Here is a 12,496-nt window from a genome sequence, read left to right on the forward strand (position 1 = left end):
AGGAGGTACGTTCGGGCGGGGTGTTCAGGGCCGTCAGCCCTTGACGGCACCGGCCGACATGCCGGTGACGAGGTGCCGCTGGGCGAAGAGGAACACCAGGGCGGCGGGGACGGCGATGAGCACGGAGGCCGCCGCCATCGGGCCCCACTGGGCGCCGTACTGGTTGACGAACTTCTGGAGTCCGCCGGCGAGCGTCAGGTTCTCGTCGCCGACCATGAAGGCGGAGGCGTAGGCGACCTCGCCCCAGGCGGTGATGAAGGAGTAGAACGCGGTCACCGCGATGCCCGGCTTGGCGAGCGGCAGGATGAGCCGCCAGAAGGTGCCGAACGGGGTGAGTCCGTCGACGTAACCGGACTCGTCGATCTCGCGCGGGATGGTGTCGAAGAAGCCCTTCATCATCCAGGCGCAGAACGGGACGGCGATCGTCAGGTAGGTGATGACCAGGCCGACCGGCTGATTGAGCAGGCCCATCGACGACATGATGTTGTAGATCGGCACGATGAGGACGGCGACCGGGAACATCTGCGTGATGAGCAGGGTCCACATCAGTCCGCGCTTGCCGGGGAAGCGGAAGCGGCTGACGGCGTAGCCCGTGGTGGCGGAGATGAAGACGCCGACGACGGTGGTGAGACCCGCGACGAGCAGCGAGTTGGCGAACCAGGTGAGGAACGGGGTGTCCCTCAGGAGGTTCGTGTAGTTCTCGAGCGTCGTCTCCTTGAAGAAGTCCGTGGTGATCGCGAACTCGGCGGGCTTCAGGGAGGTCAGGAGCACCCACAGCACCGGGAAGACGGCGATCACGGAGGCCACGATCAGCGTGACGTGCAGGGCGACCGAGGCGAGCGGCGAGCGGCGGCCGCGCAGCGGGGCGTTGGCCTGCGGCTGGGGGGCGGCGGCGCGGTGGGTGGCACGGCGGGTGGGGGTCGTGGTCGTCACCAGACTTCTCCCTGCTTGCGGAGGACTCGCCGGTAGACCGCGGCGAAGAGCATCAGGAGGACCAGGATCAGCACGCCCCACGTCGACGACTGGGCGAAGTCGCGCGGACTGACCTCGAAGGAGAACTTGTAGGCCTGTGTGACGAGGATCTGGGTGGCCTCGCCGGGCCCGCCCCGGGTGAGCAGGAAGATCACCGGGAACATGTTGAAGGTCCAGATGGTGGAGAGCAGGATCACCGTCGTGGAGACCGAGCGGAGCCCGGGCATGGTGATGTGCCGGAAGCGCTGCCAGGCGTTGGCGCCGTCCATCTCGGCGGCCTCGTACATCTCGCTGGGGATGGACTGGAGCCCGCCGAGGAGGGCGACCATCATGAACGGGACGCCGAGCCAGACGTTGACGAGGATGACGGAGAACTTGGCCCAGGTGGGGTCGTTCAGCCACGGGACGGCGTCGATGCCGCCGCCCGCGAGGAGCTTGTTCAGCAGGCCGTTGTCCTGGTTGTAGAGGAAGCGCCAGGCGAAGACGGAGACGAAGCCGGGCACCGCCCAGGGCAGGATCAGCAGCAGCCGGTAGGCGGAGCGGCCGGCGATCTTGCGGTTCAGGATGTTGGCGAGGGCGAGACCGAGGGCGAAGGTCAGCGACACGCAGGCCACCGTCCACACCAGCGTCCAGCCCAGGGTGGAGAGGAACTGGCTGCCGGTGAGCGCGTCGGCGTAGTTGTCCAGGCCCACGAACTCGTAGGTGGCCGGGATCTCGTTGACGCCGATCGACCGCGCGACGTTCCGCTCGTTGGCATCGGTCAGCGACAGGTAGATGCCGCGGATCAACGGGTAGCCGATGATCACCGCGATCACGACGATCACCGGGGCGACCATCGCCCAGGCGTACCAGTGGGTGGAGAGTGAGCGCTTCGCCGCGCCCCGCTGCTTACCAGTTCCGCGGCTCCGGCCGCGGGCGACACTGTCGCCCGCGGCCTTCGCCACCGACTGGCTGGGGGTGTCCACAGCCATCAGCCGGCCTGCCTTCCTTCCTCTTCCTGCTACTTCGCCTGCTACTTCGCCTGCTGCTGTCCCGCTACCGCTCTGCTACTTCCAGTCCTTCAGGAGCTTGCGGTAGGAGTCACCCGTCGCCTTGGCGCCGGCGTCCGGGGAGGTCTGGCCGGTGAGGACCTTGGTGTACTCGGTGACGAGCGGCGCGAAGAGGCTGCCGGTCTCCGGGATCCAGGGGCGCTCGACGGCCTTGTCGACGACCGGCTTGAAGAACATGATCATCTCGTTGGTCGCGACGTCCGGCTTGATGTAGACGGACTGGCGGGTCGGGAGGAGGCTGAGCTCCTTCGCGACCGTCGCCTGCGTCTCGGCCGAGGTCATGTACTCGGCGAAGGCGTAGGACGCGTCGAGGTTCTTGGAGCCCGCGTAGACGGCGAGGTTGTGACCGCCCTGCGGGGCGCCCTGACCGGCGGAGCCGGCCGGGACCGGGGCGATGCCCAGGTTGGCCTTGTCCTTGAACTCCTTGCCGGCGTAGGTGTCGGCGACGGCCCACGGGCCGTTGATCATCATGGCGACCTTGCCGTCCTTGAAGGCCGTCTGCATGTTGTTCCAGCCGTCGGTCGCGTCGGTCTTGGCCGCGCCGGAGTCGACCAGGTCCTTGACGACCTTGAAGCCCTTCACGCCCGCCGGGCTGTCGACGGTGATCGTCTTCTTCTCGGCGTCGACGAGGTTGCCGCCCTCGCCGTACAGGAAGGAGAGGAACCAGTACGCGTCGTCGCCGCGGAGGTACAGGCCGGTCTTGCCGGTCTTCTCCTTGATCTTGGCGGAGACGGTCTTGAGCTCGTCGATGGTCTTGGGGACCTCGACGCCGGCCTCCTTGAAGATCTTCTTGTTGTAGAAGATGCCCATGGAGTCGATGACCTGCGGAACGCCGTAGGTCTTGCCCTTGTACTTGGTGGAGGCGGCGGCCTGCTCCAGGAAGTCGTCCGCGCCCTTGAGGGCCGCGGTGCCGTCCAGCGGGGCCAGGTAGCCGAGGTCCGCGAACTCGGGGGTCCAGGCGACCTCGGAGCGGATGACGTCGGGCGCGCCGGAGCCGGACTGGGCCGCGTTCTTGAACTTGTTCTGCGCCTCACCGAAGGGCACGTTCACATACTTGACGGTGACCTTGGGGTGCTTCTTCTTGAAGTCCTCGGCGACCTTCTTGAAGACCTTGTCCTCGGAGCCGACCGTGGACGTGTCCCACCAGGTCACGGTGCCGGAGAGCTCGCCGGAGCCCTTCGAGCCGCCGCCGTTCGAACCGCTGTCACTACCGCACGCCGCCAGGGTCACGCCCAGGGCCGCGACCAGCGCGGTGGCCGCTATGCCACGCCGCATGTGAACTCCTTCAGTGATCCCGGGGAAGACGAGGGGCTGGAACGTTCCTCATTGCGACCGCTCCCTCGCGGCGCTCCGGGTTGGCAGGAACGTAACAGGGATGAAAACGGGCCGAAAGAGCTTGCGTGAAATTTCTGCAAGACCCGGGGATCGTTACATCCGCGTGTCCCTAAGGTTGCCGAAGGGCCGGTTGACAGGGGCCGGAGCAGGCCACTTCCGGACAGAACGCCCCCACAAGAGGTCACCGCCCTCACACGCTCCGTCTCGCAAGACCTGCAAGACCTTGCGAAACCAGAGGGAATCCGTCCCGAATCCACCCCGACGGGCGTTCGGTGGGCAATACGCGCTGTGACCGGTACAGTCCATCCTCATGACCGCGCGGCTTGCCGATATCGCAGCCCAGGCGGGGGTCAGTGAAGCCACAGTCAGCCGCGTGCTCAACGGCAAGCCCGGTGTGGCCACCGCCACCCGTGAATCCGTGCTTGCCGCACTCGACGTGCTCGGCTACGAGCGGCCCGTACGACTGCGTCAGCGCAGCGCCGGGCTCGTCGGTCTCATCACCCCCGAGCTGGACAACCCGATCTTCCCCGCGCTCGCGCAGGTCATCGGGCAGGCCCTGACCCGGCAGGGGTACACGCCGGTCCTGGCGACCCAGACCCCCGGCGGATCCACCGAGGACGAGCTCACCGACATGCTGGTGGAACGGGGCGTCGCCGGCATCATCTTCGTCTCCGGGCTGCACGCCGACACCACCGCCGACATGACGCGTTACGACCAGCTGCGCGGCAAGGGCGTCCCGTACGTCCTCCTCAACGGCTTCTCCCCCAAGGTCCAGGCGCCCTTCGTGTCGCCCGACGACCGGGCGGCGATGCGGCTCGCGGTGACGCACCTGGCGGCGCTCGGCCACACCCGGATCGGGCTCGCCGTCGGCCCCAAGCGGTTCGTCCCGGTGCTGCGCAAGATCGAGGGCTTCCGGAAGGGCATGGAGGAGCGGCTCGGCCTCGGCCCCGAGGAGTCCGAGGAGCTGATCCAGCACTCCCTCTACACCCTGGAGGGCGGCCAGGCGGCAGCGGGCGCGCTGATCTCCCGGGGCTGTACCGCCGTCGTGTGCGCGAGCGACATGATGGCGCTCGGCGCGATCCGGGCGGCCCGGCAGCAGGGGCTCGACGTGCCGCGGGACGTGTCCGTCGTCGGCTTCGACGACTCCCCGCTCATAGCGTTCACGGATCCGCCGCTGACCACCATCCGCCAGCCCGTGCAGGCGATGGGGCAGGCCGCGGTCCGCGCGCTGCTCGAGGAGGTCGGGGGGACCCCGGCTCCGCACTCCGAGTTCGTCTTCATGCCTGAGCTGGTCGTTCGCGGGTCGACGGCGTCGGCTCCGTCTCCGGTGCCTCCTTCTCCCGTATCTCCTTCTTGAGGGGGAGCGGGTGCGGCCGGAACCCGACCGGGGGATGATCGGTCGAGGGGACTGGATCTGGCAAACTCTCTGCCTATGGGTGAAACGACCGTGAAGAGTTTGGACGACCGGACGACCCCGTCGTCACCCATCGTGGCCGACGGCAGGTTGTCGCGCCTGCGTGCGCGCGTGCCGCGCCGGCCCACGATCTGGTTCGAGATCGCGCTCATCGCGATCAGCTACTGGACGTACTCGCTCATCCGCAACGCGGTGCCGGAGCAGAAGGCCCAGGCGCTGAAGAACGCGGACTGGATCTGGCAGGCCGAGGAGTCCCTCGGCCTCGCCTTCGAGCACGCCGTCAACCACGCCGTGAACTCGGTGACCTGGCTGATCGTCTCGATGAACTACTACTACGCCACGCTGCACTTCATCGTGACCATCGGTGTGCTCGTGTGGCTGTACCGATGGCAGCCGGGCCGTTACGCGGCGTTCCGTACGGTCCTGTTCGCCACCACCGGTGTGGCCCTGGTCGGTTACTACCTGTACCCGCTCGCGCCGCCGCGGCTCATGACCAGCCAGAGCTTCATCGACACGGTGCTCGTGCACGAGACCTGGGGCTCGATGGCCTCGGGCAACCTCAAGCACGTGTCGAACCAGTACGCGGCGATGCCGTCGATGCACATCGGCTGGTCGCTCTGGTGCGGGCTGACGATCTTCCTCCTGGCCAAGGCGCCCTGGGCGAAGATCCTGGGCCTGCTCTACCCGACGGTCACGCTCGTCGTGATCGTCGCGACCGCCAACCACTTCTGGCTGGACGCGGTCGGCGGCATGATCTGCCTGGCCTTCGGCTTCCTCGTCTCGTACTTCTGGTACGGCTCCCGGCCGCACAAGCTGCCCAAGCTGGTGGAGCCGGCCGCTCCGGCCGCCCAGGGCGGTCCGCGTCCGTCGGAGAGCACGAAGGACACGGACCGCGAGGCGGGGCAGGACGCGGACGCCGAGCGTCCGGTCGGCTCCCGCAGGTAACCGAGTCGGTCAGTCCTGCCTGTACGCGATCCGGCCACCGGTGACGGTGAGCCGGATCGCCGTCTTTTCGACCTCGTCCGCCGGAGCCTCCACCGGGTCCACGGCGAAGGCCGTGAGGTCGGCCCGGAAGCCCGGGGCGATCCGGCCGGCGACCGTCTCCTCCCCCGCCGCGAACGCCGCGTGCGTCGTCATGCCCTCCAGGGCCATCAGACCGGTCAGACCGTGCCGGGCCGAGGCCGCGCCGCGCGGGGCCCGGGCGGTCGCGAGGACCTGACGGGCGTCGTGGTGGGCGATGGGCCAGTCGGAGCCGAGGGCGAGGTGCGCCCCGGCCTCCCGCAGGTCGCGGCAGCGCCAGGCGCGGGCCGACCGCGCCTCGCCGAGCCGCTTGGACCACTCGTCGGTGTGGTCGGCGCGGGTGTACGCGGTGTGCGGCGGCTGCATGGAGGCGACGACCCCGAGCGCGGCGAAGCGGCCGAGCTGGTCGTCGGGGACGGTCTCGATGTGCTCGATCCGGTGACGGGGACCGCCCGCGCCGAGGCCTTCCACGGTGTCGAGGACATGCCGGACGGCGGCGTCGCCGATGGCGTGGGTGGCGGTGCCGACGCCGGCGCGGTGGAGGTGGCGTACGGCGGCGGAGTACGCGGCCGGGTCGGGCCAGAAGGCATCGGTGCCCTGGCCGTGGCAGTCGGCGTGCTCCAGCCAGGCGGTGCCGCCCTCGACGGTGCCGTCCATGAAGAACTTCACGCCGCCGATCCGCCACAGCCGGCCGGCCCGCTCCTGGAGGCGTACGAAGCCGTCCAGCTCCTCCTCGGTGGCGCCCGGCATGCACCAGGGCGCGAGGCGCAGCCGCAGCGGCAGGTCGCCGTCCTCCTCCAGGGCGGCGAGGAGCCCGGGCACGTCGTGTCCGCCGAGGTCCATGACGTGGGCGCCGGTGAGGCCGGTGGCGGCCATGCCGGTGAGGAGCTCGACGAGCCGGTCGCGGCGCTCGGCGTACGGCTGGGCCGGGAGGACCGGGGTCATCAGGTCCATGGCGGCGTGCTCGATCAGGTGCCCGGTGGGGCGGCCGTCGGCGCCGATGACGATCTCGGAGCGCTGGGTGAAGGCGCGGGGTCCGTCGATGCCGGCGGCCTTGAGGGCGGTGGCGCTGACGAGGGCGGAGTGCCCGTCGTAGAGGCGCAGGTGGGCGGGGGCGCCGCCGAGGACGTCCTCGATCAGGTCGCGGTGGACGGGGCGGCCGCCGAAGACGTTGTGGTCGAGGCCGAAGCCGAGGACCCAGCCGTCGCGGCGCTCGGCGGTCCGCAGGGCGGCGCGGAGTCCTTCGAGGTCGGTGACGGCCGAGAGGTCGGTGCCGGTGTACATCTCCAGGCCCCAGACGGGGTGGCTGTGGGCGTCGGTGAGGCCGGGTGTGAGGGTGGCGCCGGCCAGGTCGACGGTCTCGGTGCCGGGTCCGGCCCAGGCGCGGGCGTCGTCGGCGTCGCCGAGAGCGGTGATCACTCCGCCATGGACGGCGACGGCGGTGGCGCCGGTGAGCTCGGGGTCGCGGACTCGGGCGTCGACGAGGACGAGGTCGGGTGCGGACACGAGGGGTCTTCTCCTTCGGTGGATGCGGGTTCGGCGGCGAAGTTCGCGTAGACCTCGGGGCGCGTGCGGCGCAGCCGGTTGGCGAGGAGGAGCCCGAGGACGAAGACGGCGGGGACGAGCGAGACCAGCACGGTGTTCACGGTCGTCGAGGCGGCGGTGAAGAGCTCGATGTTGGCGGTGACCAGGCCGATCGCCCCGGCGAGCAGGACGAAGGCGGTGACGGGGGCGACGACGGTGCGGAGGACGCCCTCGCGGTGGTCGATCCTCCGGAAGAAGAAGGGCACGGCGAGCGCGGCGAGCAGCTGGAGGACCATCAGGCCGAGCATGCCGGGGGTGTTCACCCAGAGCAGGAGCTGCTGGTACGGGTCGGCGCCCGCGAGCGCGAAGGCGAGGACGACGACGGCGCCGAGCACGGTCTGCGCGGCCCCCGCGACGTACGGGGAGCGGTGACGGGGGTGGATCCGGCCGAGGGTCTTCGGCAGCACGCCCTCCTCGGAGAGGGAGAGGGTGTAGCGGTTGATGGCGTTGTGGAAGGCGAGGAGGGAGGCGAGGACGCTGGTGACGATGAGGATGTGCATCAGGTCGGCGGCCCACGCTCCGACGTACGTGGTGATGGCGGCGAAGAAGAGGCCGCCGGGGTCGTCGGCGGCGGCCTGGACGACCTTGTCCTCGCCGAAGGCCTGGATCACGGTCCAGACGACGAAGGCGTAGAAGAGGCCGAGGAAGGCGACCGCGAGGTAGGTGGCGCGGGGGATGGTGCGCTCGGGGTCCTTGGCCTCGCGGCGGTAGATGACGGTGGACTCGAAGCCGGTGAAGGCGGCGAACGCGCAGGCCAGGACGGCGGCGGTGCCGCCGGTGAGGACGTGTTCGGGGGCGAGGCCGCCGAGGGAGAGGCCGTTCGCGCCCCCGTCGACGAGGACGCCGCCGGCGAGGAGGACGAGGATGCCGGTCTCGGCGACGAGGAGGACGCCGAGGAGTTTGGCGCCGAAGTCGATCGAGCGGTAGCCGCCGTACCAGATCAGCAGGAGGCCGGCGAGGGAGACGGGCAGCCAGGGGACGTCGTGGCCGAGGGCGGCGGCGGTGTCCGAGGTGGCGGAGCCGAGGAGCCCGTACACGCCGATCTCCATGCCGTTGTAGCCGAGCATGGCGACGAGGGCGGCGGCGATGCCGATCGGCCGGCCGAGGCCGCGGGTGATGTACGCGTAGAAGGCGCCGGCGCTGCGGACGTGGCGGCTCATGGTGGTGAAGCCGACGGCGAAGACGGTGAGGGTGAGGCCGGCGAGGAGGTAGCCGACGGGGGCGCCGATGCCGCCGAGCAGGATGGCGATGGGGGCGACGCCGGCCATGACGGTGAGCGGGGCGGCGGCGGAGACCACGAAGAAGGAGATGTCGGCGGTGGAGAGCGTGCCGGTTCTCAGCCCCGGGGGCTCGTCGGGCGTGGAGGGGGGCATGGGCGAGGACATACGGGGGAAGCCTTCCGTGACAGGAAACCTAAAGGCTTTCGGTTTGCGCAATGTAGCCTCGTCCTCGACCGTTCGGGAAGACCTGACGGGCACCTGAACAGGGAGTGACGATTCATGGGCCGGCCGCGCAGACCTCTCCTCGACCGGGAGCGGATCACCACCACGGCGCTCGAAATCGTCGACGAGAAAGGCGAGTTCAGCGTCCCGCAGATCGCGAAACGCCTCGGGGTGCAGACCGCATCCGTCTACCACCACGTGGACGGCCGGGACGGGATCGTGGAGCTGCTCCGCGAGCGGGTGGCCACCGGCATCGACGCCGCGACCCTGGACCTGCCGCACTGGGACGACGCCATGGCCGCCTGGGCCCGCTCCTACCGTTCGGCGTTCGCCGCGCACCCGCGTGCGATCCCGCTGCTCATGACGTCACCGGTGCGCGCGCCCAAGGTCCTGCACCAGTACGAGAAGGCCGTCGGCCGCCTGCTCGACGCCGGGTTCGCCCTGCCGGACGTCATGCCCGTGATCATCGCCCTGGAGAACCTGGTCCTCGGCTCGGCGCTCGACCTGGCCGCGCCCGAGACGATGTGGGAGCTCGCCGACGAGGCGGCCACGCCACGGCTTGCCCGCGCGCTCGGCGCGATCCCGGAGGGCCGCGCCGACCAGGCCTTCGAGCTGGCGCTCACCGGGTACTTGTCCCACGTCCGGGCCGCCTACGCCCCGTAGAACAGCTCCTCGACGATGGCCCGGGCGCGGCGGGTGATGCGGCGGTAGTCGTCGACCAGTTCGCCGACGTGGCCAGGGACGTAGCCCAAGTACCGGCCGACCGCGGCGAGTTCGCGCGGGGCCGAGGGGAAGGTGTCGCCGGGGCGGCCGCGGACCAGCATCACCGCGTTGCGGACGCGGGTGGCGAGGACCCAGGCCTCGTCGAGGGTCTGCGCCTCCTCCGTCGGGATCAGGCCCGCCGCGTGCGCGGCCGCGAGGGCCTCGCGGGTACGGGTCGTCCGCAGCCCCGGTTCCGCCCAGCCGTGCCGCATCTGGAGCAGCTGGACCGTCCACTCGACGTCGCTCAGGCCGCCGCGCCCCAGCTTGGCGTGGAGCGTCGGGTCGGCGCCGCGCGGCAGCCGCTCGGACTCCATGCGGGCCTTGAGGCGGCGGATCTCGCGGACCGCGTCCTCGCCGAGGCCCTCGGCGGGGTAGCGCAGCGGGTCGACGAGCTCGATGAACCGGTCGGCCAGCTCCAGGTCGCCCGCCATGGGTTCGGCGCGGAGCAGGGCCTGGCTCTCCCAGACGAGCGACCAGCGGCGGTAGTAGGCCTCGTACGACTTCAGGGTGCGGACCAGGGGGCCGCTCTTGCCCTCCGGCCTGAGGTCCGCGTCGATCAGCAACGGCGGGTCGGCGGTGGGGAGCTGGAGCAGTCGCCGCATCTCCGCGACCACCTTGCTCGCGGCCCGCGCCGCCTCCTGCTCGTCGACGCCCTCGCGCGGCTCGTGCACGAACAGCACGTCGGCGTCGGAGCCGTAGCCCTGCTCGTGGCCGCCGAAGCGGCCCATCCCGATGACGGCGAACCGGGTCGGGAGGGTATCGCCCCACTCGGCGCGCACGACGGCCCGCAGGGCGCCGGCGATCGTCGCCGCGTTGAGGTCGGTGATCGCCTCCCCCACGCGGTCGACCAGCGCGCCGGGGTCGGGCTCGCGGGGGTTGTCCTCGGTGCCGTACGAGCCGATGAGATCGGCCGCGGCGGTACGGAACAGCTCCCTGCGGCGCACCCCGCGGGCCGCCGCGACCGCCTGCTCGGCGTCGTCCGCGCGGCCCACGGCCGCCAGGACCTCCTGCTCCAGGTGGTCCCGGCCGCGCGGCTTCAGCCCCTCCGGGTCGCCGAGGATGGCGACCGCCTCGGGGGCGCGGAGCAGCAGGTCGGGGGCGAGGCGGCCGGCGGAGAGCACCCGGGCGAGGTTCTCGGCGGCGGCGCCCTCGTCCCGGAGGAGCCGGAGGTACCAGGGGGTCTTGCCGAGGGCGTCCGAGACCTTGCGGAAGCCGAGGAGGCCGGCGTCCGGGTCGGCCGAGTCGGCGAACCAGCCGAGGAGCACCGGCAGCAGCGTCCGCTGGATCGCGGCCTTGCGGCTCACGCCGGCGGAGAGCGCCTCCAGGTGGCGCAGGGCGGCGGCCGGGTCCTGGTAGCCGAGGGCTTCGAGGCGCTGGCCCGCCGCCTTCGGGCTGAGCCGAATCTCGCCGGGGGCGAGCTGGGCGACGGCGTCGAGCAGCGGCCGGTAGAAGAGCTTCTCGTGCAGCCGGCGGACGACGGCCGCGTGCCGCTTCCACTCCTTGTTGAGCGCGGTGACCGGGTCGGTGCGCAGGCCGAGGGAGCGGCCGAGGCGGCGCAGGTCGGCCTCGTCCTCGGGGACGAGGTGGGTGCGGCGCAGCCGGTACAGCTGGATGCGGTGCTCCATGGCCCGCAGGAAGCGGTACGCCTCGTCGAGCTGGGCGGCGTCCGCGCGGCCGACGTAGCCGCCGGCGGCGAGCGCGGCGAGCGCGTCCAGGGTCTTGCCGCTGTGCAGGCCGGCGTCGCTGCGGCCGTGCACGAGCTGGAGGAGCTGGACGGCGAACTCGACGTCCCGCAGGCCGCCGGGGCCGAGCTTGAGCTCGCGCTCGACCTGGGCGGCGGGGATGTTGTCGACGACCCGGCGGCGCATCTTCTGCACGTCGGGGACGAAGTTCTCGCGCTCGGCGGCCTGCCAGACGAGCGGGGAGACGGCGTCGATGTACTGGGCGCCGAGCTCCGGGTCGCCGGCCACGGCGCGCGCCTTCAGGAGCGCCTGGAACTCCCAGGTCTTCGCCCAGCGCTGGTAGTAGGCGAGGTGGGAGGAGAGGGAGCGGACGAGGGGGCCGTTGCGGCCCTCGGGGCGGAGGTTGGCGTCGACCGGCCAGATCGTGCCCTCGATGTTGGTCTCGGAGCAGATCCGCATGAGGTGCGAGGCGAGCCGGGTCGCGGCCTGGAGTGCCTTGCCCTCGTCGGCGCCCTCGGCGGGCTCGCCCACGAAGATCACGTCCACGTCGGAGACGTAGTTGAGCTCGTGGCCGCCGCACTTGCCCATCGCGATCACGGAGAGCCGGCACTGGGCGGCGTCGGCGGGCTCGGCGGTACGGGCGATGGCGAGCGCGGCGCGCAGGGTCGCCGTCGCCAGGTCGGCGAGCTCGGCGGCCGTCTCGGCGACGTCGATGGTGCCGCACACGTCACGGGCCGCGATGGCGAGCAGGCAGCGGCGGTAGGCGACGCGCAGCGAGACGGCGTCGGTGGCGTCGGCGAGCCCGTGCTCGAACTCGGCGACGCCCGGGTGCAGGTCGGTCGCCTCGTACGTGACGAGGGACTCCCAGTCGCGGGGGTGGCGGGCCAGGTGGTCGGCGAGCGCCTCGGAGGCGCCGAGCACCCCGAGGAGCCGGTCCCGGAAGGGCTTGGCGGAGAGCAGGGTGGCGGTGAGGGTCTGCCGCTCGGTCTCGGGCTGGGCCTCGACGAGCCGGACCAGGCCGCGGAGGGCCAGATCGGGGTCGGCGGTGGCGCCGAGGGCGTCGAGGAGGACGGCGTCGCCGCGGAGGGCGGACAGCTCGGGTACGTCGAGGAGCCGTTCGGCCCCCGACGGATCGGTGAATCCGTGGCGCAGCAGACGTGAGAAAGTACTGCTTCTGCGTCCCGGCACCGTCATCCGACCGCTCCCTCCAAGCAGGTCCATCCCAGGTCTCCCACA

9 protein-coding genes are annotated in these 12,496 nt (G+C 71.2%); 3 read left to right on the forward strand and 6 right to left on the reverse strand.

Annotated features, from left to right (window positions below):
- Nucleotides 1–33: 33 nt before the first annotated feature.
- The 3 genes from ACIBG6_RS25900 to ACIBG6_RS25910 all read right to left on the reverse strand — a co-directional run bounded on the left by ACIBG6_RS25900 (nt 34) and on the right by ACIBG6_RS25910 (nt 3,296).
- Complete coding sequence (locus ACIBG6_RS25900) at nt 34–933, reverse strand: sugar ABC transporter permease (protein ID WP_399224954.1); 900 nt, start codon at nt 931–933, stop codon at nt 34–36.
- Nucleotides 930–1,943 (reverse strand): carbohydrate ABC transporter permease, encoded by a 1,014-nt coding sequence (locus tag ACIBG6_RS25905; protein WP_399224955.1) that lies wholly within the window; start codon nt 1,941–1,943, stop codon nt 930–932. The genes ACIBG6_RS25900 and ACIBG6_RS25905 overlap by 4 nt, the downstream gene beginning before the upstream one ends.
- A gap of 75 nt (nt 1,944–2,018) precedes the next feature.
- Complete coding sequence (locus ACIBG6_RS25910) at nt 2,019–3,296, reverse strand: extracellular solute-binding protein (protein ID WP_399224956.1); 1,278 nt, start codon at nt 3,294–3,296, stop codon at nt 2,019–2,021.
- 370 nt (nt 3,297–3,666) lie between these two features.
- On the opposite strand from ACIBG6_RS25910, the gene ACIBG6_RS25915 reads away from it, so the two are divergent.
- A complete protein-coding gene (locus ACIBG6_RS25915) occupies nt 3,667–4,713 on the forward strand; it encodes a LacI family DNA-binding transcriptional regulator (RefSeq protein ID WP_399224957.1) in 1,047 nt (348 codons plus the stop codon).
- A 75-nt stretch (nt 4,714–4,788) separates the two neighbouring features.
- Entirely contained in the window at nt 4,789–5,715 is a 927-nt protein-coding gene (locus tag ACIBG6_RS25920) for a phosphatase PAP2 family protein (RefSeq protein ID WP_399224958.1), read from the forward strand.
- A gap of 9 nt (nt 5,716–5,724) precedes the next feature.
- Here the strand turns inward: ACIBG6_RS25920 and ACIBG6_RS25925 are convergent, their stop codons facing one another.
- Both ACIBG6_RS25925 and ACIBG6_RS25930 read right to left on the reverse strand, forming a co-directional pair.
- The gene (locus tag ACIBG6_RS25925) at nt 5,725–7,296 is read right to left on the reverse strand and encodes an amidohydrolase (RefSeq protein ID WP_399224959.1); all 1,572 of its coding nucleotides are present in this window, start codon (nt 7,294–7,296) and stop codon (nt 5,725–5,727) included.
- Nucleotides 7,206–8,747 (reverse strand): APC family permease, encoded by a 1,542-nt coding sequence (locus ACIBG6_RS25930; protein WP_399224961.1) that lies wholly within the window; start codon nt 8,745–8,747, stop codon nt 7,206–7,208. The genes ACIBG6_RS25925 and ACIBG6_RS25930 overlap by 91 nt, the downstream gene beginning before the upstream one ends.
- A gap of 126 nt (nt 8,748–8,873) precedes the next feature.
- On the opposite strand from ACIBG6_RS25930, the gene ACIBG6_RS25935 reads away from it, so the two are divergent.
- Nucleotides 8,874–9,479, forward strand: a complete 606-nt coding sequence (locus ACIBG6_RS25935; protein ID WP_399224963.1) for a TetR/AcrR family transcriptional regulator — start codon at nt 8,874–8,876, stop codon at nt 9,477–9,479.
- Here the strand turns inward: ACIBG6_RS25935 and ACIBG6_RS25940 are convergent.
- On the reverse strand, nt 9,467–12,454 hold the full coding sequence (locus ACIBG6_RS25940; protein ID WP_399224964.1) for a bifunctional [glutamine synthetase] adenylyltransferase/[glutamine synthetase]-adenylyl-L-tyrosine phosphorylase: 2,988 nt from the start codon (nt 12,452–12,454) through the stop codon (nt 9,467–9,469). The genes ACIBG6_RS25935 and ACIBG6_RS25940 overlap by 13 nt on opposite strands.
- Between the last annotated feature and the right edge of the window lie 42 nt (nt 12,455–12,496).

It is taken from the genome of Streptomyces sp. NPDC050842 (genome assembly GCF_044456565.1).
Lineage (GTDB): Bacteria > Actinomycetota > Actinomycetes > Streptomycetales > Streptomycetaceae > Streptomyces.

Coding starts and splice junctions, on each gene's coding strand:
- ACIBG6_RS25915 (WP_399224957.1), top strand. CDS start 3,667: ATGACCGCGCGGCTTGCCGATATCGCAGCCCAGGCGGGGGTCAGTGAA.
- ACIBG6_RS25930 (WP_399224961.1), bottom strand. CDS start 8,747: ATGCCCCCCTCCACGCCCGACGAGCCCCCGGGGCTGAGAACCGGCACG.
- ACIBG6_RS25920 (WP_399224958.1), top strand. CDS start 4,789: ATGGGTGAAACGACCGTGAAGAGTTTGGACGACCGGACGACCCCGTCG.
- ACIBG6_RS25910 (WP_399224956.1), bottom strand. CDS start 3,296: ATGCGGCGTGGCATAGCGGCCACCGCGCTGGTCGCGGCCCTGGGCGTG.
- ACIBG6_RS25935 (WP_399224963.1), top strand. CDS start 8,874: ATGGGCCGGCCGCGCAGACCTCTCCTCGACCGGGAGCGGATCACCACC.
- ACIBG6_RS25905 (WP_399224955.1), bottom strand. CDS start 1,943: ATGGCTGTGGACACCCCCAGCCAGTCGGTGGCGAAGGCCGCGGGCGAC.
- ACIBG6_RS25940 (WP_399224964.1), bottom strand. CDS start 12,454: ATGACGGTGCCGGGACGCAGAAGCAGTACTTTCTCACGTCTGCTGCGC.